Origin of the sequence: Shinella daejeonensis, from assembly GCF_024281235.1 — a bacterium.
GTDB classification, from domain to species: domain Bacteria; phylum Pseudomonadota; class Alphaproteobacteria; order Rhizobiales; family Rhizobiaceae; genus Shinella; species Shinella daejeonensis.
The window spans coordinates 67,125-90,174 of sequence record NZ_JAHWXY010000002.1 but is presented as its reverse complement, the minus strand read 5'-3'; the positions used below and the strand labels follow the sequence as shown (position 1 = coordinate 90,174).

The following is a 23,050-nucleotide window of genomic DNA, read 5'->3' as shown; positions in this document are numbered from 1 at the left end:
GCCGCCGTCTGTAGAAACATTGATGACGCGGGCTACTGGACGTCGGCCGAAAGACCGAGATCCGAACGATAGTAACGGAGCTGCTTTTCCCGACCCAGACGGTCGGTGATGGCGTTCCAGCTGGCGGCCGCGTCCTGAAGAGCCTGCTCCGGCGTCTTCTGGTCGGTCAATGCTTCGGAGATGGCCAGTTCGAGGGCTTCCTCATACTGGCTGTAGCCCGGAATGCGCAGCTGATAGACGAGGTTCTCGCTCAACAGGCTGTTGCGCATCGAATCGAGATAGTTGACCGCATGGGCTTCATCCGTGAACCCCGCGCCGTTCACCCAGCCCGCCGTATCGTCGAGGGTCGAGATACGCGCCGGGTTGACGCCGGAGTTTGGTGTCTGCGAAGCCCTGGTCATGATCGCTGCGCTGCCGAGATGGTCGGCAAGGCTGATCGCCGCCTCGGGGTTGCGGGAATTCTTCGGAATGAACACGATCCACCCGCCGAAGGCCGCGTAACCGGGCTGGTTCGGCGTCTCGAGCGTTTCCCACGAATTGGCTTTCGCGTCCCAGAGCGTGTCGCTGCCGGGCAGGATGGCGGCAGCGTTGGCGCCCGTGCCGGCGATTGTCGACAGCGTCGGGTCATTGCCCATCACGCCCGTGTCCGTCCAGTCGACGGCCATTGCGACCTGGCCTGTAATGAAGGCCATATGAGTCTCGAAAGCGCCGAGCGTGGTGACGGAGGGAATGGCCGCCGGCAGCGCCGCCTTCCAGTCTTCCAGCGCCTTGACGAAACCGGGATTGCCGATGCGGGCATCCATCGTTTCCGGATCGAAATAGAATGCCGGATCGGCCGCCGCCTTGGCATAGCCAACGGCGCGTGCGGAAAATGCATGGAAGCTTCCGGAGCCGCGGCCACCGACTTCCGCCCAGCCGAACTGGACGCCGCGATTGGTGCCCGAGAAGAAAGCGGCAATATCGGCATATTGCTTCCAGGTCGCCGGAACGTCGAGATCATAACCGTATTCCTTGGCGAAGGCGGCCTTGTACTCTTCGTTTTCAAACAGGTCCGACCTGTAGTTCAGCGTGAAGACGTCACCGTCCCACGGCCAGGCATAGGCGACGCCGTCCCAGCTGAGGTTCTTGCGATAGCCGGGGAACAGGTCATCATAATCCAGCTTCTCGATCGAAGCCTCGGGTACCGGCATGACGTAGCCCCCGGCGATCAGATCCCCGGCCAACCCGGACGGCACCACCAGCAGATCCGCGATGAACGTGTCCGCTCCGAGCGCTGTCAGGATCTTTTCCTTGATGTCCGCAAAGGGGATGGGTTCAACCGAGACGGATCCGCCGGTCGCCTCCTCCCAGCCGGCCACGGCGGTCGGCATGTAATCCGAGTTGCCGCCGGCATTATTGGCAACGATGACATTCACGCCCGCGAACGGCAGATCCTGCGCCCATGACGACGAACACAGCAGCGCCGACGAAAGGGCCATGAGCCCCACACCGTATTTCAACATGATCTTCGCTCCTCCTGCGACGCCGACCTGCCTCAAGATACAGTGTCGACGCGATCGTTAATTTCCAAAAGATAACACATGAGTGAACATGATCCGACTACATCGACCGTTATATGTTGTCAATGCGCATGAAATGCATTCATAAATTCACAAAATCCTATAACGTAGTGAATTATCGGGAAATGGCGTCACCCTTGCGCAACGCAAGTCTCCGACTGCCGGATGCAGCATCGGCGCTCCATCGGAAAGGAGAGTGGCGAAAGCCAAAATCGAGATCGCAACAGGCCAAATGCAAGGAGGCCGCCTAACAGCGCGCTTGCCGGCCGCTTCCGCGCCTCGCGATTTCAACCGCGCCAAAACGCACAAAAGCCCCGGCGAACCGAGGCTTGGAAACCTTTGGAAAGAATGGAGCGGGTGAAGCGATTCGAACGCTCGACCCCAACCTTGGCAAGGTTGTGCTCTACCCCTGAGCTACACCCGCTCATCGTCGACGGCCAGGGGTAGTCAGTGGCCGAAGGTCGCTGCGTTGCGGCGACGGGCGCTATATGGCCCAAGCATTTTACAAATGCAACAGGGAAAATCGGGTTCCGGCGGAAAAAAATCCATGCCGCCTGTCCCCCTCGTCTCGCGACGGTTGCGCATGGTGGGGGGACGTCCTATCAGCGGGAGCCCCATCACGCCGGAAGGAAGACATGAACGAGACGCACCCGAAGACCGACAAGGACCTTTTCCAGTTTCTCGACGGGCTCGCCATAGCCCATGACACCAAGGCGCATGCGCCCGTCTTCACCGTCGCTGAATCGGTGTCGCTGCGCGACGAAATCCCCGGCGGGCATACGAAGAACCTCTTCGTGAAGGACAAGAAGGATAATTATTTCCTGCTCACCGTCGAGGAAAACGCTGCCGTCGATCTCAAGACCGTGCACACGGTGATCGGCGCAGCGAGCCGGGTCTCCTTCGGCAAGCCGGAAAAACTGATGGAGTATCTGGGCGTCATTCCCGGCGCCGTCACTGCCTTCGGCGTCATCAACGACGTGGACGGCCGGGTGAAAATCATCGTCGACGCCGACCTCATGGCCTTCGACACGATCAACTGCCATCCGCTGCGCAACGACGCCACCACCTCGATCGCCACCCGGGATCTCCTGCGCTTCATCGAAGCGACGGGCCATGAACCGCTTGTCTTGAAAGTCACGGCCTGACATACGATCTTGATGGAGACGATCCAGCGCGACCAGCCCGGACAAGGCAGGCCGACGCCGGCGAATGGAAGGCGGGCCAGGCCCGCGGGAGCAGGACATGAATACAGGCGACAATCCCTACGCACCGCCCTACGGCGGCCAGATGAACGCTTCGGCGAGCTACGAGAGCGCTCCAGCCGAAGAACTCGTCGCCGACACCACCACCGCGAACTTTGCCCGCGATGTGCTGGAAGCCTCCCGCAGGCAGCCGGTTCTCGTCGACTTCTGGGCACCCTGGTGCGGCCCCTGCAAGCAATTGCAGCCGATCATCGAGAAAGTGGTGCGGGAAGCCGCCGGCCGCGTGAAGCTCGTCAAGCTCAACATCGACGACCACCCGTCCATTCCAGGCCAGCTCGGCATCCAGTCCATTCCCGCCGTCGTCGCCTTCGCCAACGGCCGCCCGGTCGATGGCTTCATGGGCGCCGTGCCGGAAAGCGAGGTCCGGCAATTCATCGACAAGGTCGCCGGCCCCGCCGATGCCGACGACAAGGCCATGATCGAAACGATGCTCGGCGAGGCGAAGACACGCCTCGACGCCGGGGATGTCGCCGGCGCGGCCGATCTCTACGCATCCCTGCTACAGGCCGATCCGGAAAATCCCGCCGCCTTCGCCGGCATGGCCGACTGCATGATCGCCGCCGGCCGGATGCAGGAGGCGCGGCAGTTGCTCGCCAGCGCATCGGAAGCCGTGGCGGCCGATCCGGCCGTATCGGCCGTCCTGAAGAAGCTCGACCAGATCGAGGAAGCCCGCAAGCTCGGAGATCCGGCGGAACTGGAACGAGCGCTCGCCGCCGACCCGGGCGATCACGCCAGCCGGATGAAACTCGCCAAGATCCGCAATGTCGAAGGCGACCGCCAGGCCGCCGCAGAGCACCTGCTGACGATCATGAAGCAGGATCGCACCTTCGAAGACGACGGTGCGCGGCGTGAACTGGTGCAGTTCTTCGAAGTCTGGGGGGCGGCGGATCCGGCGACGCTCGCCGCCCGGCGCAAGCTTTCGGCCATCCTTTTTTCCTGAGGAGAAGCCGCTCGTCCCTTGAGAAACGGGACGCAAGCACCACATTGGCAGGAGGCGCGCGACGGAAGCGGCTCATGTGCGTCCCCGCACGCACGGGAAGCGGAGAGACGCCCGGCAATTTGGGAAGACAAGACCATGCATGTCGGTAATGCACGTTATCTGAAGCCCGGGGACCTGCCCGAGATCGCCCCGGTCTTTCCGCTGACGGGGGCCTTGCTTTTGCCGGGCGGGCAACTGCCGCTCAATATCTTCGAACCGCGCTATCTGTCGATGGTCGACGATGTGCTCGCCTCGCACCGGCTGATCGGCATGGTCCAGCCCGTTTTCGGCGAGCATCGCGTCGACGCGAAGGAGACCGATCGGGCAGCGCTCTGCCAGGTCGGCTGCATCGGCCGGATTACCTCCTTCGCCGAGACCGGGGACGGACGCTATCTCATTTCGCTCACCGGCGTCTGCCGTTATCGGCTGCTTGAGGAGCGCGCTTCCGGCACGTCCTATCGCACCTTCCGCATCGCTCCCTTCATCACCGATCTCTCGGCTGCCGACGACGAGCAGGCGGTCGATCGCGAGGCGCTGCTTGCCGCCTTCCGCGCCTATCTCGACGCCAACAAGCTGGAGGCCGACTGGGAGAGCGTTGAACGGGCGAGCAATGCCACGCTGGTCAATTCGATGGCGATGATGTCGCCCTATGGGCCGGCGGAAAAGCAGGCGCTGCTGGAAGCGCCCGATCTGCGCACCCGCGCCGAAACGCTGATCGCCATCACCGAAATCGTGCTTGCCCGCAGCTATGGCGACGTCGACACCATGCTGCAATGACGGAATGAACGAAGATGGCCGACGATACGAGCCGGGTCGATCCGAAGATGCTGGAGCTTCTGGTCTGCCCCCTGACCAAGGGGCGGCTCTCCCATGACGCCGCCACCAACGAACTGGTTTCGGAAAAGGCCAAGCTCGCCTATCCGATCCGCGACGGCGTGCCGATCATGCTCGTGTCGGAAGCCCGGGAAATCCCCGATTAGAATCCTGAGCGCCCGGACGGCCGGATTCGCCCAACGCCTCAGATCGGCTGGCCGACCAGAAGGCGCGGATGTCCTTTGCCCGCCGTGCCCTCGGCCTGGCGGATGAAATAGGATTTCATCCCCGGAAGCCGGTCGACGAGGCCGAGCCCGACATCGCGCAGGACGCGCAAGGGCGTGATATCGTTCGAGAAGAGGCGATTGAGGACATCGGTGGTGACACCCATCCGGAAGGTATCGAAGCGCCGCCAGCCCTCGTAGCGCTCCAGCACCGACAGCGCGCCGATATCGAGGCCCAGGCGATCGGCCTCGACCACGGTCTCGGCAAGGGCGGCCACGTCCTTGAAGCCGAGATTGAGGCCCTGGCCGGAAATGGGATGAATGCCATGCGCGGCGTCGCCGGCCAGCGCAAAGCGCGGCGCGACGAATGCCCGCGCTAGCGTCAGCCCCAGCGGAAAGGCCCGGCGGCTGCCGGTCACCTTCAGCGCCCCGAGCTTGTGGCCGAAACGGCGCTCCAGTTCCTCTTCGAACAGGAATTCATCACCCTCGACAAGGCGGCGCGCATCATCGGTGCGTTCGGTCCAGACCAGAGAGGAACGGTTTCCCTTCAACGGCAGCGTGGCGAAGGGGCCGCCCGGCAGGAAATGTTCCTCCGCGGTGCCCTCGTGCGGCCGTTCGTGCTCCACCGTCGTGACGATGCCCGACTGGCCGTAATCGAAGCTTGCGGTCTTGATGCCGGCCATATCGCGCAACCGGGAGCGGATTCCGTCACAGGCCACGAGCAATCGGGCGCTGCGAACCGAACCGTCCGAAAGGCGTACCGCCGTCGCATGCGCGCCACTGTCGAAACCCTCCACCGCAGTCGCCCAGCGGACGGAAACGCCGAGCCGCTCGGCCTGCCGCAACAGGCTGCCGGTGATCGCGCTGTTCGGGATCATATGGGCGAAGGGTTCGCCATCGTCACCAGAGCCGGTGCCTTCGAAGGTGAGGAAGACCGGACGGACCGGATCGGCGGTGCGCGAATCAGTGATGACCATGCGGCGGATCGGCTCGGCCTCCGGCGCGATATCCTCCCAGGCTCCGATCATCTCCAGCAGGTTGCGGGCGGCCGCGACGATCGCGAAGGCGCGATCTCCGCCCTTCCATGAGCCCTCAGGTGCGCCATCGACCACTTCGACCGCCATGTGCGGTGCGGCCTTCTTGATGGCGACGGCCAGCGAAAGGCCGACATAGCCGCCTCCAGCGACAAGGATGTCGAGCATGGGCGCGTCGTCGGACATGGGCGTTCTCCTGCCGCTTGAGGTCTCCATGCGCTCTATATAGAGGAGGACGCAATCCATTCCTACCTCCGGAGCCCTGCCCGATGTCGCGTCAGCCGAAAAACCCAGCGATGGATATCCTTCTCGAAACCCTCGATCTGGAACGGCTGGAGGCGCGGCTCTTTCGCGGCCGTAGCCCGCAGGTGGGCTGGCAACGGGTCTTCGGCGGTCAGGTGATCGGCCAGGCGCTGCTGGCGGCCGCGCGCACGGTTCCCGAGGATCGCTTCATTCATTCGCTCCATGCCTATTTCGTGCTGCCCGGCGATCCGTCCGTTCCGATCATCTACGATGTGGAGTCTATTCGCGACGGCGGCAGCTTCACCACCCGCCGCGTCATCGCCATCCAGCACGATCGGCCGATCTTCTTCATGTCCGCCTCCTTCCAGACGGACGAAGACGGGTTCGAACACCAGTTGCCGATGCCGGACGTGCCGCCGCCGGAGCAACTGCTGGGCGAAAACGATATTCGCGCGAAAATCACGGCGGAAGCGGACGCGCATATTCGCGCCTATTGGCAACGGCCCCGGCCGATCGAGTTGCGGCCCGTATCCCTCACCCATTACTTTTCCGATGAGAAACTGGATCCCTGTCAGGACATCTGGGTGCGCACCACCGGCCCGGTGCCCGCCGACCGGCATCTGCAAGCCGCCGTTCTCGCCTATCTTTCCGACATGACGCTGCTGGACACCGCGCTCTTTGCGCATGGAACGTCGATACTGGACCGCTCGCTTCAGGCGGCAAGTCTCGACCATGCCATGTGGTTTCACCGCCCGCCCGTCTTCGACGACTGGCTGCTCTATAGCCAGGAAAGCCCCTCGGCTTCCGGCGGACGCGGCCTGAGCCGCGGTGCGATCTTCACCCGCTCGGGTTCCCTCGTCGCTTCCGTGGCGCAGGAGGGGCTGATCCGAAAACGTCCATGATGAAATAATCGCCATCTCCTAATCAATGCCTGTTTTTTAGTCTTCCTTTGCCCGTCTATGCTGTGCATAGGCAGGCGCGCTTCATCCGAATTCAATAAAATCAGTCAGTTCCGGGAAACCCTTGAACTGGCATGCACCTTGAATGGTGAAAAGGGATCGCGGCGGGGTCCGTACCCGCGGCGCGGCGTAACAGCCCACCGGGCCATGAATGAAGGATGGAAACCAGATGAACATCGCGAGGGCCGGCATCGCGCCGGCCAAACTTCCCCCGATCCGCCCACGTCCCGCTCCGGCCGGCCGCCGGCAGATGAATGCGGCGAGAACGACCGGAGCCGTTTCGGCCCGGCATGAGACGGCAGGCTTTATCCCGGGACGCTCCGCCGGCTGGCTGGCGATTGCGGCATCCGTTGTCTTTTCACCTTGCTTCGCTCTCGCACAGGAAGGCGCGACGGTCGCTGCGCCGACGCCGGACAAGGCCGACACCGTCTTCCTGTTCCTGGCCACGCTTCTCGTCTTCTTCATGCTGATTCCAGGCCTCGCCCTGTTCTATGGCGGCCTGGTGCGCGCCAGGAACATGCTGTCCGTGCTCATGCAATGCACGACGATCGGCGCGATGATGATGATCGTCTGGGTCGTCTACGGCTATTCCTTCGCCTTTGGCGGTTCCACGAACCCGTTTTTCGGCGGCTTCGGCAAGCTGTTCCTGTCGGGCGTCGGCCTCGACAGCACGGCCGCCACCTTCACCGACGGCGTCGTCATTCCCGAATATAGTTTCATGCTGTTCCAGATGACCTTCGCCGCGCTCACCCCTGCCCTGATCATCGGCGCTTTCGCCGAGCGAATCCGGTTTTCCGCCGTGCTCGTCTTCACCCTGCTTTGGGCGACACTCGTCTACTTCCCGATCGCCCACATGGTCTGGGACTCAAGCGGCCTGATCTTCAACATGGGCGCGCTCGATTTTGCCGGCGGCACGGTGGTTCACATCAATGCGGGTGTCGCCGGCCTCATCGGGGCGATCATGGTCGGAAAGCGCATCGGCTACGGGCGGGACATGATGGCTCCCCACTCCATGACGCTCACCCTCGTCGGCGCCGCCATGCTGTGGTTCGGCTGGTTCGGCTTCAACGCCGGCTCGAATCTCGAAGCCTCGGGCGGCGCGGTCCTTGCCACGGCCAACACTTTCGTCGCCACGGCCGCCGCGATCCTCGCCTGGTCGCTGGTCGAGGTCTTCGCCCGCGGCAAGGCTTCGCTGCTCGGCGCGGCTTCCGGCATGATAGCCGGCCTCGTCGCCGTTACCCCCGCCGCCGGCTCCGTCGGCCCCTTCGGCGCCATCATGCTCGGCCTCGTGGCCTCGCCGGTCTGCTACGTCTTCGTCACCACGGTGAAAAATCGCTTCGGCTATGACGACACGGCCGACGTCTTCGGCATTCATGGCGTCGGCGGCTTTGTCGGCGCGCTCGGCACCGGCATTCTCGCCGCACCGGCTTTCGGCGGCACAGGAGGCGACGATTTTTCGATCGCCAGCCAATTCATGACCCAGCTTGCCGCCGTCGCCATCACCATTGTGTGGTGCGGCGTCGTTTCGGCCCTTCTATACAAGCTGGTCGACGCAACCATCGGCCTGCGCGTCGCGAAGGAGGCCGAGCGCGAAGGCCTCGACCTGTCTTCCCACGGGGAAGCGGCCTATCACGCCTGACGACCATCGATCCCGTGCGGGTAAGCGAGACCCGCACGGGCCGGAAAGACGGTCAGAAAGTGGCGGTCAGCGGATCGGGACCGATCCGCCCGCCACCGGCCTCCAGACCGGCGAAGGCCGCCATATCGGCCTCATCCAGCCTGAAGTCGAACACGCGGAAATTCTCCTCGATGCGGGCGGGCGTCACCGATTTCGGGATGACCACCAGCCCGTTATCGATATGCCAGCGGATAATGACCTGCGCTGGCGTGCGCCTATGCTTTTCGGCGATCTTCGCCACGCCCGGATCGGCCAGCAGGGTGCCTTGCCCGAGCGGGCTCCAGGATTGCGTGAGGATGCGATGCTTTTCATGGAAGGCGCGAAGGTCCTTGCGGGGGAAGTCCGGATGCAGTTCGATCTGGTTGATGACCGGCGTCACGCCGGTTTCGCCGATCAGTCGCTCGATATGCTCCGGATTGAAATTGGACACGCCGATGGAGCGGGCGCGCCCTTCCTTCTGCAACCGGACGAAGGCCTTCCAGGTATCCACATAGCGATCCTGCTGCGGCGCCGGCCAATGGATGAGATAGAGATCGACATAGTCGGTCCCGAGGCGCTTCAGGCTGGCGTCGAAGGCTTCCAGCGTCGAATCGTAACCCTGCCGGTCGTTCCACAGTTTGGTGGTGAGGAAAATATCCGACCGGTTAAGATCGGAGGCGCGCATTCCTTCTCCCACGCCCTCCTCGTTTTCATAGGCCGCGGCGGTATCGATGTGGCGATAGCCAGCGGCAAGTGCGGCCCCGACGGCCGTCACCGCGACATCGTTCGGCGTCTGCCACACGCCGAGACCGATCTGCGGAATATGGTGTCCGTCATGAAAACCAAGGGATGGCTGAATGCTCATGGAAATATCTCCCTCAAAGGATGCTGCGATCCGACCGTCCGCTTACGCGGCGGCAATCGTCCTTTCCGATATAGACCGCATCCGGGCCGATTACACGGGCGCTCCTTGGAAATTCGCCTTCTTTCCGCGTGTCCTCAGAGGACCCGCACGACCGTGCCGCGCCGCAGATGCGGCAGAATGCGCAACATGTCCCGGCGCGACACGGCGATACAACCCTCCGTTGGCTCGTATCCCGGGCGGATGAGATGGAAAAAGATGGCCGAACCGCGATTGCGCCGACGCGACAGGACGTTCCAGTCGAGAACGAGGCAGATGTCGTAGAGCCCATCGTTGCGAAACATTTCTTCGCAGCTTTGGGGAAAAGGCGCGCGCACCGGCCGGTTATAGCTTGGATGGGCGGGCGCATCGCACCAGAGCATGGATTTTGTAATCGGCCGCAGCGGCAACGGGGTTTTCGGCCGCGACAGGCGGTCACCACGCAGATATCCGGAGAGGATCGCCATGGCGGCGACCGGTGTCGCGCCGTCGCCCTCCCGCTTGCCGGCGGAGCGGCCGCTACGGCCGATGGCGGCCGGGATCCGCAGCGGTCCGACCTGAACGATCGCCCGGCTCTTGCGTCCCGGCGCCGGACGGACGACAATCGTCTTCACGCAATGTTCAAAAGATTTGATGCGGTTCATTCCTATCTGCCCTATTGCTGCCATGGCGCAACCGTCTTGCCGAGGCAGAGGGCTTGCCGAAAGCGCCGGTCCGCATAATTCTCAGAGGAATGCCCAGAGGTAAAGCATGACATCCCGCACCATTCTTCTCGTCGACGATGATGACGATCTCCGCGAGACGCTGATCGAACAGCTCTCGCTCTATGACGAGTTCAACACGCTGGAAGCCACGACAGCCGCGAAAGGCATGCAGACGGCACGCGAAAACCAGGTGGACCTGCTCATCATGGACGTCGGCCTGCCCGACATGGACGGGCGCGAGGCGGTGAAACTGCTGCGCAAGGGCGGCTTCAAGGCGCCGATCGTCATGCTGACCGGACATGATACCGATTCCGACACCATTCTCGGCCTGGAGGCCGGCGCAAACGACTATGTGACGAAACCGTTCCGCTTCGCCGTGCTGCTCGCCCGCATCCGCGCCCAGCTGCGCCAGCACGAAAGCAGCGAGGACGCCACGTTCACCGTCGGCCCCTATATGTTCAAGCCGGGCCAGAAGCTGCTGACGCTGGACAACGGCCAGAAGATCCGCCTTACCGAAAAGGAAGCGGCGATCATCCGCTATCTCTATCGGGCCGGCCAGAAGGTCGTGACGCGCGATGTGCTTCTGGAAGAGGTCTGGGGTTACAATTCCGGCGTGACCACCCACACGCTGGAGACCCATGTCTACCGCCTGCGGCAGAAGATCGAGCGGGACCCTTCCAATGCGGAGATTCTCGTGACAGAGAACGGCGGCTACAAGATCGTGCCATGATGCGATTCCGGCGGAAACGCTTCATCGCGGTCTTGCCGTCGCCATTTGCGTAAACAAGGAGCGCCGCCGTGGCTCTCGCCGACGACATTGCCCTGTTTTCCCGGGCGCCGCTTTTCGCGGGCCTTGCCGACGACAAGCTGCGTCTTCTCGCCTTCGGAGCGGAACGCCGGCAACTGGTGGAAGGTCAGACATTGTTTCGCGAAGGCACGTCGGCCGATTGCGGCTTCATCGTCGCAAGCGGGCTCTTCCGCCTTACCGGGACATTGCGCGACGGTTCGTTACGCGAGGAAGGCACCGCTGGCGAAGGAACGCTTCTCTCCGAACTGGCGATGATCTCGGCGGTCGAGCGCAAATATACGGCGACGGCGCTGGAGGACAGCGAAGTGATCCGCATCAACCGGCCGCTCTTCCGCCGCATGATGGAGGAATATCCGGAAGTGGCGGTGCTGGTCGATGCGCGTATACGCCAGAACATCGCCGCGATGGTCGCCGGCATGCGCGGCCTTTCCGGCCGCTTCGCCTGACGTCCACCCGGCGGCGGACTTCCTAAAGATCGAATTCGGCGATCACCGGAACATGGTCCGACGGGCGTTCCCAGCCACGCGCCTCGCGCAGCACCGATATCGATGAAAGGTGGGAAGAAAGGTCGGCAGACGACCAGATATGGTCGAGGCGGCGTCCCTTGTCGGCCGCCGACCAGTCGGCCGCGCGATAGCTCCACCATGTATAAAGCTTCTCTTCCGGCGGCACCTTGAGGCGCATCAGGTCCATCCAGGCGCCTTTCGTCATCACTTCCGTGAGGCCTTCCGTCTCGATCGGCGTGTGGCTGACGATCTTCAGCAGACGCTTGTGCGACCAGACGTCGTGTTCGAGCGGCGCGATATTGAGGTCGCCGACGAGGATCGAGGAAATGCCGGCCTCCGCCTCGGCATGCAGGAGCTTCATTTCCTCGAGGAAATCCAGCTTGTGACCGAATTTCGGGTTGATCGTGCGATCCGGCTCGTCTCCGCCCGCCGGCACATAGAAATTATGCAGCCGGATCGACTTGCCGCCATGATGGAAGAGCACGGACACATGACGCGCATCGCCCACGCCGCAATAATCGCGGCGCTCGACCAGTTCGGTCAGCGGCAGCCGCGAGATCGTGGCGACGCCGTGATACCCTTTCTGGCCGTGAATAACGATATGCTCGTAACCGAGCGCCCTCAGCGGCTTCAGCGGAAAGGCGTCGTTCGGACACTTGGTTTCCTGCAAACACAGGATATCCGGCGATTGGGACTTCAGGAAATGCTCGACCAGCGGCATCCGCAGCCGCACGGAGTTGATGTTCCACGTTGCAATCGATAGTGCCATGTCGCCCCCAGAAGCCCGACTCACGCTGCCGGTCGGGGCCTCTTAGCGCATGGGGGGACGACAGGCAAAGGCAGCGCTTCGGCGATACATCATTTCAAGCCGCGATTGCGCACTTCCGCATAGGGAATGGCGAAAACCTTGTCGTCGAGGTGGACGCCCGTCTGGACATTGAAGATCATGACGGAGGTATCCTTGCCCTGCGCGTCGGTGATGGTCCACTGGCGCAGGTCGTAGGTCTTCGGATCGAACATCATCGTAATGGTGGAATCGCCAAATATGCTCCTGTCGCCAAGCACGATGGTGGTGAGGTCCGCCTCTTCCCGGACGTCGCGCACCATGCGGGTCGAAAGGTCGATGCGCTCGCTGAGCAGCAGGTTGAGAGGCGTCTTGGACAGCGGATAGATGTCCCATGTCTTGAGCTTGCGATTGCCGATCACCACGGACTTGCCATCGGCGATGACGCGCATCGGCGAAGGCTCCTCGTAGTTGAAACGGATTTTTCCCGGACGGCTGATATAGAACTTGCCGCCGGTCTGCTCGCCACGCGGCCCGAACTGCACGAATTCGCCCATCATGGTCTTCACCGAGGCGAAATGGTCCGCGATCTTCTGCGCCGCAGCACCCGCCTGTGCGGCGGCCGCGCCCGGCATCGCTCCCGTCACGCCCGTCGCAAGCACGAGGGCGATCAGGCCCGTAAAGCCGCGGCGCGTGATCCGGACGTCCGGCCGGGCTGTTTCGGTTGGCATCATGTCGGTCTCCTTCATCGTCCTTTCATGTCGGCCAAAGGCGGCGCGATCATGGCGCGCACGGCCGTCAACGCCCGCGAAGTCCCGTAAGGGTGACCCGGCTCATCGGGCGGAAATCTCGTCTTCCGTCGGCACGAGGATCTCGCGTTTGCCGGCATGGTTGGCGGGACTGATGATCCCCTCCTGCTCCATCCGCTCGATCAGCGAGGCGGCGCGGTTGTAGCCGATGCCGAGACGGCGCTGGATATAGGACGTGGAGGCCTTGCCGTCACGCAAGACGACCGCCACCGCCTGATCGTAAGGATCGTCGGAATCCTCTAGGTTGCCGGTCCCGGCCGGTCCGCCGCCGTCCTCGTCCTCGTCGTCGTCCTCCGTGATCGCCTCCAGATACTGCGGCGCGCCCTGCGTCTTGAGATGGGCGACGACCGCCTCGACCTCGCCATCGGAAACAAAGGGGCCATGGACACGCTGGATGCGGCCGCCGCCGGCCATGTAGAGCATGTCGCCCATGCCGAGAAGCTGCTCGGCCCCCTGCTCGCCGAGGATGGTGCGGCTGTCGATCTTCGAGGTCACCTGGAAGGAGATGCGCGTCGGGAAGTTCGCCTTGATCGTACCGGTGATGACGTCGACCGAAGGACGCTGCGTCGCCATGATGACGTGGATCCCCGCCGCCCGCGCCATCTGGGCGAGCCGCTGCACCGCCCCTTCGATGTCCTTGCCGGCGACCATCATCAGGTCGGCCATCTCGTCGATGATGACGACGATATAGGGCATGGGCTGCAAGTCGAACTCTTCCGTCTCATAGATCGCTTCGCCGGTCTGGCGATCGAAGCCGGTCTGAACGGTGCGGGCGATCGTCTCGCCCTTGGCAAGCGCCTGCTCGACGCGGCTGTTGAAGCCGTCGATATTGCGCACGCCGATCTTCGACATCTTCTTGTAGCGCTCCTCCATCTCCCGCACCGTCCACTTCAGCGCGACGACGGCCTTCTTCGGATCGGTGACGACGGGGGAAAGCAGATGCGGAATGCCGTCATAGACGGAAAGCTCCAGCATCTTCGGATCGATCATGATGAGGCGGCACTGTTCCGGCGTCATGCGGTAGAGCAGCGACAGGATCATCGTGTTGATGGCGACGGACTTGCCCGAGCCGGTGGTGCCGGCGACAAGCAGGTGCGGCATCTTGGCGATATCTGTGATGACCGGATCGCCGCCGATCGTCTTGCCGAGCGCCATGGCGAGACGCGCCTTGCTCGCCTCGAAATCGCGGCTGGCGATCAGCTCGCGCAGGTAGACCGTTTCGCGCCCCTGGTTGGGCAATTCGATACCGATCGCGTTGCGTCCGGGCACGACCGCCACGCGCGCGGCGATCGCGCTCATCGATCGGGCGATGTCCTCGGCAAGGCCGATGACGCGGGAGGATTTGATTCCCGGGGCGGGCTCCAGTTCGTAAAGTGTCACCACCGGCCCCGGACGGACATGGATGATCTCGCCGCGCACGCCGAAGTCTTCCAGAACCCCTTCCAGCATGCGGGCGTTCTGTTCCAGCGCATCGGCCGAAAGCGTCGCATCGCGCACCTGTCCCTTCGGCTCCGCCAGAAAGTGGATGGAGGGCAGTTGAAAACCTTCCTTGCCGAGGAAGGAGGCCTGCGCCTCGCGCTCGCTGCGCTTGCCGGGGCGAGTGCGACCACTGGCGGCGACACGGGGACCGTCGCGCGCCGGAGCGCGGCGCGGCGCCCAGTCGGCGGCGGGGTCGTCGTCGTCATCCGGCAGGATACCGTCCGGCCGGGAGCGGAATTCATCGTCGAGATCGAAAGGCAGGTCGTCATCCGCCGCCATCGGCGGCGGCGTCACGACGCGGCGATCCCCGTCGAGCGAGGGCTCGACGCGCGCGCGGACGGGTTCGTTCAGCGTTCCGAACTCATCCTCGTTGAAATCGTAAGGCTGCTCGATATCGCGCGCCCTGCGACGCGACCTGCCAAGGCCGAACAGGCGACGCACACGGGCCTGTCCCGTAAACCACGCGTGGGTGGCCGCACCGGCCAGAAGCGTGAGCGGGCCTTCCCGGTCGTCCTCGTCCTCGCTCTCCTCCGCCGGCCCATTGCTGGCGGGAGACGGGCGAGACGCAGGTGTTTCGTCATCATCGAGCGTTGTACCGCCGATCAGACCGGCACTGAACAGCAGCAGGCTGGCGGCCGGAAGCGCTGCGAGCGTGCCGAGAATGGCGGCGAGCGTCCCGGTCGGATAAGCGCCGGTGAAAAGCGCTGGAAAACGCAGGATCATGTCGCCGAAGACGCCCCCGAGACCGGTCGGCAGCGGCCAGGTGACGGGTGCCGGCGCGCAGCTCAGCGCCGCGGAGGCGAAGATGGCGCCGCCGAACCACGCGGCGGCGCGCTGCGGTACACGGCTGAAGCGCCGGCCCGCAACCAGCGCCAGCCCCCAGGCGATGATCGGCAGAAACGCCACGACGCTTGCAAGACCGAAGAACTGCATGAAGAGATCGGCGAAGATCGAACCGGGATAGCCGAGCAGATTGGCCGGCACGCCGCCGGTCGCATAGGAGAGGCTGGGATCGTTGACGTTCCAGGTGGAAAGCGCGACCACCGCGAGGCCAAGGGCAAGAAAGACCGCCAGCCCGAGCAGGATCTGCAATTGCCGCCACATGAACGCCGAAAGGACAAAGCGGTCCTGGCGATTGTCCAGTCCTGCCGACATGCTTCTGCTCATGGTTCCAGCCTGTATCCGATACGGTCGCAATTCCGCACCGTCCGCGATTCGCGGGCGATGTCCCGTTCCTCCAAACCTACGAGGCAAGCCTTAAAGCCGTGTTAACCATGAGAAGCCCCCTGCCCTGAAACGCCAAAGGCCGGGGAAAACCCCGGCCCAGGCATGTGGACGAACCCGTCTGCATCCTGTCGATCCCGCCTATCTGACAAGAGACAGGCGGCCCGATCGCAAGAAATCGCTTATTCCGCGGCGGCTTCCTGAGTCTTTGCAGCTTCTGCGGCTTCCGCAGCCTCGGCGGCGGCCTTTTCGGCGGCCAGTGCCTGGGCGGCGGCAATCTTTTCCGCTTCGATGCGGGCCTTTTCCTCGGCGATCGCCGCGCGTTCGGCGTCGTTCAGCTTGCGGGCGCGCGTACCGGTGTTTTCGGTGATGCGGGCAGCCTTGCCGCGCAGGTTGCGCAGGTAGTAGAGCTTGGCGCGGCGGACCTTGCCGCGGCGGACGATCTCGACGCTTTCAACGAGCGGCGAATAGACCGGGAAGACGCGCTCGACGCCTTCGCCATAGGAAATCTTGCGAACCGTGAAGTTCTCGTTGATGCCGCCGCCCGAACGGGCGATGCAGACGCCTTCATAAGCCTGGATACGGGTCCGGCTACCTTCCGTGACGCGCACGTTGACGCGAAGCGTATCGCCGGCGGAAAATTCCGGAAGCGTGCGCTTGGCGGCGATCTTGGCGGCCTGTTCGGCCTCGAGCTGCTGGATGATGTTCATCGGTTTAACCTTCTCGTTCTTCTGAAACGACCAGAGCGCTCGACAAACACCTTTCGGCCTCGGCCTCTAAGGTTTCGCCCTGTCCGGGCGGGAGCGGTTTCGCCATTCTTTGATTACAGGTCGGCGGGATAATCCCAATCCGTGCGGGCGTTTACACCAAACGCGCCGCCTTGTCATCCCTTCTCGGTGAAATTCAGCCTGCACGACACGATTTTCACCCATCCGTCCGTCACGTCTTTCCGGACGGCTCGACGAGATCGGGCCGGCGTTCACGGGTCAGCCGCTCGGCCTCCGCCTGCCGCCATTTCCCGATTTCCCCATGATGGCCCGACGTGAGCACGGCGGGAATTTCACGACCCTCCCAGAGCTGCGGCCGGGTATAGTGCGGATGCTCCAGAAGCCCGTTTTCGAAGCTTTCATGCGCTCCGGACAACACATTGCCCATGACGCCCGGCAGGATGCGTACAATAGCGTCGAGAAGCACCATCGCCGCCGGCTCGCCGCCGGATAGAATGTAGTCGCCGATGGAGACCTCCTCCAGCGCCCGTCCGTCGATCACCCGCTGGTCCACGCCTTCGAAACGGCCGCAGACCACCAGGATGCCTTCACCGGCGGCAAGCTCCCGCACGCGCGCCTGCGTCAGCGGCTTGCCCCGCGGGCTCATCAGCAGGCGCGGACGCCGGTCTTCCTTACCGGAGGAACCGGTCCCGGCGTAATCGATCGCCCGCGCCAGCACGTCGGGCTTCAGCACCATCCCCGCCCCGCCCCCGGCGGGCGTATCGTCAACGGTACGATGCCGGTCGGTGGCGAAATCGCGAATCTGTACGCAGTCGAGTGTCCAGTCGCCCCGGGCCAGCGCCTTGCCGGACAGCGACTGGCCGAGAAAGCCCGGAAACATCTCCGGGTAAAGCGTGAGGACGGTGGCGCGAAAAGCCACGTCATTTCTCCCCTTCGGGAGGATGGCGGCGACGGCTGCCGGGGCCATCGTCCTCCGTCTCGTCGAGACCGGCGGCAATCGGGTCGATCAGGAGACGTCCCGCCTCCAGATCGATCTCCAGGACGGCGGCTTCCGAAAACGGGATGAGGACGGGACGCCGGCCCGGTCCCTTCAATTCCAGAAGATCGCCTGCGCCGAAGTCGAAGACGCCCGATACCGCCCCGTAGCTGCGGCCCGCCGCGTCGAAGACTTCCAGCCCTTCCAGGTCCGTATAATAGAACTCGTCGTCGTCCAGTTCCTCGTCGGGCAGATTGTCCCTTTCGATGAAGAGGTCGAGGCCGTTCAGCGCCTCGGCGGCCGTGCGGTCGTTGACGCCGCGGAAGCGGACGACGACCACATTCTTCGCTTCACGGATTTCCAGCACCTCGAAGACCCGGCCATCGGCGGAATGGAGATTGCCGTAATCGCCGAGCCAGGTCGGATCGACGGTATAGGATTTCACCCGCACCTCGCCACGCAGACCCTGCGCGGCGCCGATCGTTCCCAACAGCACAGGATTTTCCAGTTTTTCCATGGTCGCTGCGTTCCCTGCCTCGATCAAACGAAAGCGGGCGGCATGAGACACGCCGCCCGCCCCGAATTCGGTTGCGACGTCCGATTATTCGGCAGCGGCGGCAGCAGCGGCGTCTTCGGCCTTCTGCTTCTTCTCGGCGGCGCGCTCCAGAGCCTTCTTGCCGGGCTTGGCCTTGTCCGGATTGCTGCGGACATCACGCTTCAGGACACCGGCGGCATCCAGGAAACGGGCGACACGATCGGTCGGCTGCGCGCCCTTGGCCAGCCATTCCTTGGCGCGCTCGGCGTCGAGCTGCACGCGGTTTGCGTCATCCTTGGCCAGCATCGGGTTCCAGGAACCGAGGCGATCGAGGAAGCGGCCGTCGCGCGGGCTGCGGACGTCGGCGACGACGATCTGGTAATAGGGACGCTTCTTGGAGCCGCCGCGGGCGAGACGAATTTTCAGTGCCATGATTTTTTCTCCTTGGATGTGATGGTCCCGCCCTTCTCAGGCGGGCGTGTGGTTTGCACCGCTGAAATCGGCGGCTATGGCTTCATGATGCCGGATCACCTCGCGGATGATGAAGTTCAGGAACTTCTCCGCGAAATCCGGATCCAGATTGGCGTCCTTCGCAAGCGTGCGAAGCCGTTCGATCTGGTATTCCTCGCGCGCCGGATCGGCCGGCGGCAATTCATGCGTCGCCTTAAGAACGCCCACCGCCTTGGTGCAGCGGAAGCGCTCGGCGAGCATATGGACGAGAGCGGCGTCGATATTGTCGATCGACTGCCGGTACTGGACGAGTTGCTGTCGGACTTGCGGGTCGACCGTCACGCGTGTTCCCTCACTTCTTCCTGGGCAGGCCGGGCAGCCCCGGCAGGCGTCCGCCGCCGAGCCCGGGAAGACCGCTGCCGCCGAGGCCCGGAAGGCCGCCCGGCTTGATGCCGGCTGCTTCCGCCTGCCTTGCCAGCGCCTCGAGTTCCCCCGGGTCCATCTTGCCGAGATCCGGCATGCCGCCCATGCCGCCGCCAAGACCCATCTTGCCGGCAAGGCCGCCCATCATCTGCTTCATCATCCCGCCGCCCTTCTTGCCGCCCATCGCCTTCATCATGTCCGCCATCTGACGGTGCATCTTCAGAAGCTTGTTGATGTCGGAGGCATCCGTACCGGAGCCGGCGGCGATGCGCTTCTTGCGGGAATGCTTCAGGATATCCGGATTGGCGCGCTCGGCCCTGGTCATCGAGGAGATGATGGCAAGCTGCCGCCTGAAGATCCTGTCGTCGAGACCGGCGGCAGCCATCTTGTCCTTCATGCCCGCCATGCCGGGTATCAGCCCCATGATTCCGCCCATGCCGCCCATCTTCTGCATCTGGCGCAACTGGTCGGCAAGATCGTTGAGGTCGAATTTGCCCTTGGCCATCCTGGCGGCCATGGCGGCTGCCTTTTCGGCGTCGATATTCTCCGCCGCCTTCTCGACGAGCGAGACGATGTCGCCCATGCCGAGGATGCGATCGGCGACGCGGCGGGGATGGAACTCCTCCAGCTCGCTCATCTTCTCGCCGACGCCGATCAGCTTGATCGGCTTGCCGGTGACGGCGCGCATCGAAAGGGCCGCGCCCCCGCGCCCGTCGCCGTCCATGCGGGTGAGCACGAGGCCGGTGATGCCGACGCGGTCGTCGAAGTTGCGGGCAAGGTTGACGGCATCCTGACCGGTCAGCGCATCGGCGACGAGCAGGATCTCATGCGGATTGGACTTCCGCTTGATCTCCGCCATCTCGATCATCAGCGGCTCATCGATATGGGTGCGGCCGGCGGTGTCGAGGATGACGACGTCATGGCCGCCGAGTTTCGCGGCCTGCACGGCGCGCGCGGCGATATCCGTCGGAGACTGGCCGGCGATGATCGGCAGCGTATCGATGCCGGTCTGCTGCCCGAGCTGGCGAAGCTGCTCCTGGGCGGCCGGGCGGCGCGTGTCGAGCGAGGCCATCAGGACCTTCTTCTTGTCACGCGTCGAAAGGCGGTTGGCGATCTTGCCGGAGGTGGTCGTCTTGCCGGACCCCTGGAGGCCGACCATCATGACGACGACGGGAGCCGGCGCGTTGAGATCGATCGACACGCCCTCGGAGCCGAGCATGGCGACAAGTTCGTCATGCACGATCTTCACGACCATCTGGCCGGGCTTGATCGACTTCAGGATCTCCGCGCCGACGGCCTTCTCGCGCACCGCATCGGTGAAGGAACGCACGACTTCCAGCGCCACGTCCGCTTCGAGCAACGCACGGCGGACCTCGCGCAGCGCCGCCGAGACATCCGCCTCGGAAAGCGCGCCGCGGCCTGTCAGCCCATTCAGAATGGAGCCAAGGCGGTCCTGGAGCGTTTCAAACATCACATCTTCCTTCTTGTTTCCGTGCCTGACGGAAACGTCGGTGCAACCGGCGACAAATACAAGACGCAAAGCCAAAAAGCACCCGAGGGCGCATCGCGCTGTCGGGTGTTGACCTCCGGGATCTGTTTATACCATTCGGGTCCCGGTCGGCGGCTTCAAGCATCGTTACTTGTCGCAGATGCGCGGCTTAAACAGGAAAGGAAGCGGAAAGTCAAGGAACGGAGTCTTTCGCGCCTCTCTTGTCTGGTAATTCCGGCCCATTTGCGCCATATACGCGCAGGAACACTTGCGCCGGATACGCGCAGGAACGCAAGGCTCCCGCAGGGGGTCTCGAACGGAACATCCGACATGGCAGCAGACGCACAGTTCGCCCGCATGAACGGGCTGGGAAACATGATCCTCGTCGTGGACATGCGCGGCCGCGACGATGCCGTGACGCCGGCCGCCGCCGTGGCGCTGAACGGCGATCCAGCCACCCGCTTCGACCAGATCATGGCGGTCCACGATCCCAGGATCGACGGTACCGACGCCTTTATCGACATTCTCAATTGCGACGGCTCCAGGGCGCAGGCCTGCGGCAACGGCACCCGCTGCGTGGTACAGGCACTGGCCGCCGAGACCGACAAGCAGGCCTTCACCTTCCAGACCGTCGCCGGCATTCTCAATGCCGTGGAGCATTCGGACGGCACGATTTCCGTCGATATGGGCAAGCCGGTCTTCGAATGGAACCGCATCCCGCTTGCCGAGGAATTCTTCGACACGAGCCGCATCGAATTGCAGATCGGACCGATCGATGCGCCGGTGCTGCATTCGCCGGCCGTCTTGTCCATGGGCAATCCGCATGCGATCTTCTGGGTCGACCGGGATCCCATGGGGCTTGACCTCGACCGCTTCGGGCCGCTGCTCGAAAACCATCCGATATTCCCCGAAAAGGCGAATATAACGCTGGCGCAGGTCACGTCGAACACGTCGATGACCACGCGGACCTGGGAACGCGGCGCGGGGCTGACGCTCGCCTGCGGTTCCGCCGCCTGCGCCGCCGCCGTCAGCGGCGCCCGCACGGGACGCACCGGGCGCGAGGTGACGGTCACCGTCGCCAGCAGCCCGGGACGCGGCACGCTGCGGATCGAATGGCGCGACGACGACCATGTCATCATGACCGGTCCTGCCGAATGGGAATGGTCCGGCACGCTCGATCCCGCGACCGGGGTCTTCCGTCGCGATGACGGCGGAGCCTCCGCCCTTTGAGCGGCGTTACGGTCATAACCTTCGGCTGCCGGCTCAACACCTACGAATCGGAAGTGATGCGCGCCGAGGCCGAAAAGGCGGGGCTCAACAACGCCGTGCTGGTGAACACCTGTGCCGTGACGGGCGAGGCCGTCCGGCAGGCGCGTCAGGCGATCCGCCGCGCACGCCGCAACAATCCGCACGCCCGCATCATCGTCACCGGCTGCGCCGCGCAGACGGAAAGCGCCACCTTCGCCGGCATGCCCGAAGTCGACGCCGTCCTCGGCAACGAGGAGAAGCTGAAGAGCACCTCCTATCGCGCGCTGCCGGATTTCGGCGTGTCGGCGGAAGAGAAGCTGCGCGTCAACGACATCATGAGCGTACGCGAGACCGCGCCGCAGATGGTGCGGCTGATCGATGGCCATGTCCGCGCCTTCGTGCAGGTCCAAAACGGCTGCGATCATCGCTGCACCTTCTGCATCATCCCCTACGGCCGCGGCAATTCCCGCTCCGTGCCGATGGGCGCGGTGGTGGATCAGGCCCGGAAGCTGACCGAAAGCGGCTATTGCGAGATCGTGCTGACCGGCGTCGACGCCACCAGCTACGGCGCGGATCTGCCGGGCAGGCCGAGCCTCGGCTATCTTGCCAGGACCCTGCTGAGGCAGGTGCCTGAAATCCGGCGGCTCCGCCTGTCCTCGATCGACAGCATCGAGGCCGACGACCATCTCTGGGACCTGATCGCCGACGAGCCGCGCTTCATGCCGCATCTGCATCTCTCGCTCCAGCACGGCGACGACCTGATCCTCAAGCGGATGAAGCGGCGGCATTCGAGCGCCGATGCGCGCGCCTTCTGCCAGCGCGTGCGGCGCTTGCGCCCGGAGGTGAGCTTCGGGGCGGACATGATCGCCGGTTTCCCGACGGAAACGGAGGAGATGTTCGCCAATGCGACGCGGCACGCGGAGGATTGCGGCATCGCCCATCTGCACGTCTTTCCCTACAGCCCACGACCCGGCACGCCGGCCGCGCGCATGCCGCAACTCGACCGGACCCTTGTCAAGGAACGCGCCGCCCGGCTGCGTGACACGGGCAACCGGCTGCACACGATCCACCTCGACCGGATGGTCGGGAACCAGGAAACGATCCTCGTCGAGAACAACGGTCTGGCGCATACGGAAAACTTCACGCTCGTCGATGCGGCGGGCCTCAGACCCCGCGAGCTTGTGCCGGTGACCATCACCGGCCACAATGGCCGTCACCTGACGATGCGGCCTGACGCCGCCCTCCCGAGCAACTAG

General features: G+C 63.9%; 23 protein-coding genes and 1 tRNA gene. 10 read left to right on the top strand and 14 right to left on the bottom strand.

The window, feature by feature from the left end:
• Positions 1-32 precede the first annotated feature (32 nt).
• Positions 33-1,502, bottom strand: coding sequence for an ABC transporter substrate-binding protein (locus tag KYK29_RS07000; protein ID WP_254690179.1), 1,470 nt, complete (start codon positions 1,500-1,502; stop codon positions 33-35).
• A 406-nt stretch (positions 1,503-1,908) separates the two neighbouring features.
• A tRNA-Gly gene (locus tag KYK29_RS06995) sits at positions 1,909-1,983 on the bottom strand.
• 211 nt (positions 1,984-2,194) lie between these two features.
• Here KYK29_RS06995 and KYK29_RS06990 point away from each other — a divergent pair.
• The 4 genes from KYK29_RS06990 to KYK29_RS06975 all read left to right on the top strand — a co-directional run bounded on the left by KYK29_RS06990 (position 2,195) and on the right by KYK29_RS06975 (position 4,780).
• Positions 2,195-2,704: a prolyl-tRNA synthetase associated domain-containing protein gene (locus tag KYK29_RS06990; protein WP_254690178.1), complete on the top strand. Its 510-nt coding sequence runs from the start codon at positions 2,195-2,197 to the stop codon at positions 2,702-2,704.
• A 97-nt stretch (positions 2,705-2,801) separates the two neighbouring features.
• Positions 2,802-3,761 (top strand): thioredoxin, encoded by a 960-nt coding sequence (gene trxA, locus KYK29_RS06985; RefSeq protein WP_254690177.1) that lies wholly within the window; start codon positions 2,802-2,804, stop codon positions 3,759-3,761.
• Between the two features lie 135 nt (positions 3,762-3,896).
• On the top strand, positions 3,897-4,577 hold the full coding sequence (locus KYK29_RS06980) for an LON peptidase substrate-binding domain-containing protein (protein ID WP_254690176.1): 681 nt from the start codon (positions 3,897-3,899) through the stop codon (positions 4,575-4,577).
• Positions 4,578-4,591: 14 nt separating this feature from the next.
• Positions 4,592-4,780: a Trm112 family protein gene (locus tag KYK29_RS06975; RefSeq protein WP_254690175.1), complete on the top strand. Its 189-nt coding sequence runs from the start codon at positions 4,592-4,594 to the stop codon at positions 4,778-4,780.
• A 38-nt stretch (positions 4,781-4,818) separates the two neighbouring features.
• On the opposite strand, the gene KYK29_RS06970 is transcribed toward KYK29_RS06975, so the two are convergent.
• Complete coding sequence (locus KYK29_RS06970) at positions 4,819-6,039, bottom strand: ubiquinone biosynthesis hydroxylase (protein WP_254690850.1); 1,221 nt, start codon at positions 6,037-6,039, stop codon at positions 4,819-4,821.
• 101 nt (positions 6,040-6,140) lie between these two features.
• Here KYK29_RS06970 and tesB point away from each other — a divergent pair, with 101 nt between their 5' ends.
• Together tesB and KYK29_RS06960 are read left to right on the top strand one after the other, a co-directional pair.
• Positions 6,141-7,016 (top strand): acyl-CoA thioesterase II, encoded by an 876-nt coding sequence (gene tesB, locus KYK29_RS06965; RefSeq protein WP_254690174.1) that lies wholly within the window; start codon positions 6,141-6,143, stop codon positions 7,014-7,016.
• 226 nt (positions 7,017-7,242) lie between these two features.
• Positions 7,243-8,712: an ammonium transporter gene (locus KYK29_RS06960; protein ID WP_302795438.1), complete on the top strand. Its 1,470-nt coding sequence runs from the start codon at positions 7,243-7,245 to the stop codon at positions 8,710-8,712.
• Positions 8,713-8,764: 52 nt separating this feature from the next.
• Here the strand turns inward: KYK29_RS06960 and KYK29_RS06955 are convergent, their stop codons facing one another.
• Complete coding sequence (locus KYK29_RS06955) at positions 8,765-9,595, bottom strand: aldo/keto reductase (RefSeq protein WP_254690173.1); 831 nt, start codon at positions 9,593-9,595, stop codon at positions 8,765-8,767.
• A gap of 134 nt (positions 9,596-9,729) precedes the next feature.
• A complete protein-coding gene (locus KYK29_RS06950) occupies positions 9,730-10,275 on the bottom strand; it encodes a L,D-transpeptidase family protein (RefSeq protein WP_254690172.1) in 546 nt (181 codons plus the stop codon).
• A gap of 106 nt (positions 10,276-10,381) precedes the next feature.
• Between KYK29_RS06950 and KYK29_RS06945 the strand changes: the two genes are divergently transcribed.
• On the top strand, positions 10,382-11,065 hold the full coding sequence (locus KYK29_RS06945; protein ID WP_254690171.1) for a response regulator transcription factor: 684 nt from the start codon (positions 10,382-10,384) through the stop codon (positions 11,063-11,065).
• A gap of 68 nt (positions 11,066-11,133) precedes the next feature.
• Positions 11,134-11,589, top strand: a complete 456-nt coding sequence (locus tag KYK29_RS06940) for a cyclic nucleotide-binding domain-containing protein (protein ID WP_254690170.1) — start codon at positions 11,134-11,136, stop codon at positions 11,587-11,589.
• Between the two features lie 22 nt (positions 11,590-11,611).
• Here KYK29_RS06940 and KYK29_RS06935 read toward each other — a convergent pair whose 3' ends face one another.
• The 9 genes from KYK29_RS06935 to ffh all read right to left on the bottom strand — a co-directional run bounded on the left by KYK29_RS06935 (position 11,612) and on the right by ffh (position 20,528).
• Positions 11,612-12,418 (bottom strand): exodeoxyribonuclease III, encoded by an 807-nt coding sequence (locus KYK29_RS06935; RefSeq protein WP_254690169.1) that lies wholly within the window; start codon positions 12,416-12,418, stop codon positions 11,612-11,614.
• A gap of 89 nt (positions 12,419-12,507) precedes the next feature.
• Positions 12,508-13,167 (bottom strand): outer membrane lipoprotein carrier protein LolA, encoded by a 660-nt coding sequence (locus KYK29_RS06930; protein WP_254690168.1) that lies wholly within the window; start codon positions 13,165-13,167, stop codon positions 12,508-12,510.
• Positions 13,168-13,266: 99 nt separating this feature from the next.
• Complete coding sequence (locus KYK29_RS06925) at positions 13,267-15,888, bottom strand: FtsK/SpoIIIE family DNA translocase (protein ID WP_254690167.1); 2,622 nt, start codon at positions 15,886-15,888, stop codon at positions 13,267-13,269.
• Between the two features lie 239 nt (positions 15,889-16,127).
• Positions 16,128-16,655: a 50S ribosomal protein L19 gene (gene rplS / locus KYK29_RS06920; RefSeq protein WP_254690166.1), complete on the bottom strand. Its 528-nt coding sequence runs from the start codon at positions 16,653-16,655 to the stop codon at positions 16,128-16,130.
• Between the two features lie 229 nt (positions 16,656-16,884).
• A complete protein-coding gene (trmD, locus tag KYK29_RS06915) occupies positions 16,885-17,592 on the bottom strand; it encodes a tRNA (guanosine(37)-N1)-methyltransferase TrmD (RefSeq protein ID WP_254690165.1) in 708 nt (235 codons plus the stop codon).
• A 1-nt stretch (position 17,593) separates the two neighbouring features.
• Positions 17,594-18,166: a ribosome maturation factor RimM gene (gene rimM / locus KYK29_RS06910; protein ID WP_254690164.1), complete on the bottom strand. Its 573-nt coding sequence runs from the start codon at positions 18,164-18,166 to the stop codon at positions 17,594-17,596.
• Between the two features lie 84 nt (positions 18,167-18,250).
• Positions 18,251-18,616, bottom strand: coding sequence for a 30S ribosomal protein S16 (rpsP, locus tag KYK29_RS06905; protein WP_254690163.1), 366 nt, complete (start codon positions 18,614-18,616; stop codon positions 18,251-18,253).
• Positions 18,617-18,652: 36 nt separating this feature from the next.
• A complete protein-coding gene (locus tag KYK29_RS06900; RefSeq protein ID WP_254690162.1) occupies positions 18,653-18,976 on the bottom strand; it encodes a chorismate mutase in 324 nt (107 codons plus the stop codon).
• A gap of 10 nt (positions 18,977-18,986) precedes the next feature.
• Positions 18,987-20,528 carry a signal recognition particle protein gene (gene ffh, locus KYK29_RS06895; RefSeq protein WP_254690161.1) on the bottom strand — a complete coding sequence of 514 codons (1,542 nt, stop codon included), beginning with the start codon at positions 20,526-20,528 and terminating at the stop codon, positions 18,987-18,989.
• Between the two features lie 348 nt (positions 20,529-20,876).
• On the opposite strand from ffh, the gene dapF reads away from it, so the two are divergent.
• Both dapF and mtaB read left to right on the top strand, forming a co-directional pair.
• Positions 20,877-21,776, top strand: coding sequence for a diaminopimelate epimerase (dapF, locus tag KYK29_RS06890; RefSeq protein WP_254690160.1), 900 nt, complete (start codon positions 20,877-20,879; stop codon positions 21,774-21,776).
• On the top strand, positions 21,773-23,050 hold the full coding sequence (gene mtaB, locus KYK29_RS06885; protein WP_254690159.1) for a tRNA (N(6)-L-threonylcarbamoyladenosine(37)-C(2))-methylthiotransferase MtaB: 1,278 nt from the start codon (positions 21,773-21,775) through the stop codon (positions 23,048-23,050). The genes dapF and mtaB overlap by 4 nt, the downstream gene beginning before the upstream one ends.

What these genes read in the sequence shown, in the direction of transcription:
- KYK29_RS07000 (WP_254690179.1), bottom strand. Translation starts at nt 1,502, where the DNA reads ATGTTGAAATACGGTGTGGGGCTCATGGCCCTTTCGTCGGCGCTGCTG.
- KYK29_RS06990 (WP_254690178.1), top strand. Translation starts at nt 2,195, where the DNA reads ATGAACGAGACGCACCCGAAGACCGACAAGGACCTTTTCCAGTTTCTC.
- trxA (WP_254690177.1), top strand. Translation starts at nt 2,802, where the DNA reads ATGAATACAGGCGACAATCCCTACGCACCGCCCTACGGCGGCCAGATG.
- KYK29_RS06980 (WP_254690176.1), top strand. Translation starts at nt 3,897, where the DNA reads ATGCATGTCGGTAATGCACGTTATCTGAAGCCCGGGGACCTGCCCGAG.
- KYK29_RS06975 (WP_254690175.1), top strand. Translation starts at nt 4,592, where the DNA reads ATGGCCGACGATACGAGCCGGGTCGATCCGAAGATGCTGGAGCTTCTG.
- KYK29_RS06970 (WP_254690850.1), bottom strand. Translation starts at nt 6,039, where the DNA reads ATGCTCGACATCCTTGTCGCTGGAGGCGGCTATGTCGGCCTTTCGCTG.
- tesB (WP_254690174.1), top strand. Translation starts at nt 6,141, where the DNA reads ATGTCGCGTCAGCCGAAAAACCCAGCGATGGATATCCTTCTCGAAACC.
- KYK29_RS06960 (WP_302795438.1), top strand. Translation starts at nt 7,243, where the DNA reads ATGAACATCGCGAGGGCCGGCATCGCGCCGGCCAAACTTCCCCCGATC.
- KYK29_RS06955 (WP_254690173.1), bottom strand. Translation starts at nt 9,595, where the DNA reads ATGAGCATTCAGCCATCCCTTGGTTTTCATGACGGACACCATATTCCG.
- KYK29_RS06950 (WP_254690172.1), bottom strand. Translation starts at nt 10,275, where the DNA reads ATGAACCGCATCAAATCTTTTGAACATTGCGTGAAGACGATTGTCGTC.
- KYK29_RS06945 (WP_254690171.1), top strand. Translation starts at nt 10,382, where the DNA reads ATGACATCCCGCACCATTCTTCTCGTCGACGATGATGACGATCTCCGC.
- KYK29_RS06935 (WP_254690169.1), bottom strand. Translation starts at nt 12,418, where the DNA reads ATGGCACTATCGATTGCAACGTGGAACATCAACTCCGTGCGGCTGCGG.
- KYK29_RS06930 (WP_254690168.1), bottom strand. Translation starts at nt 13,167, where the DNA reads ATGATGCCAACCGAAACAGCCCGGCCGGACGTCCGGATCACGCGCCGC.
- KYK29_RS06925 (WP_254690167.1), bottom strand. Translation starts at nt 15,888, where the DNA reads ATGAGCAGAAGCATGTCGGCAGGACTGGACAATCGCCAGGACCGCTTT.
- rplS (WP_254690166.1), bottom strand. Translation starts at nt 16,655, where the DNA reads ATGAACATCATCCAGCAGCTCGAGGCCGAACAGGCCGCCAAGATCGCC.
- rimM (WP_254690164.1), bottom strand. Translation starts at nt 18,166, where the DNA reads ATGGAAAAACTGGAAAATCCTGTGCTGTTGGGAACGATCGGCGCCGCG.
- rpsP (WP_254690163.1), bottom strand. Translation starts at nt 18,616, where the DNA reads ATGGCACTGAAAATTCGTCTCGCCCGCGGCGGCTCCAAGAAGCGTCCC.
- ffh (WP_254690161.1), bottom strand. Translation starts at nt 20,528, where the DNA reads ATGTTTGAAACGCTCCAGGACCGCCTTGGCTCCATTCTGAATGGGCTG.
- dapF (WP_254690160.1), top strand. Translation starts at nt 20,877, where the DNA reads ATGGCAGCAGACGCACAGTTCGCCCGCATGAACGGGCTGGGAAACATG.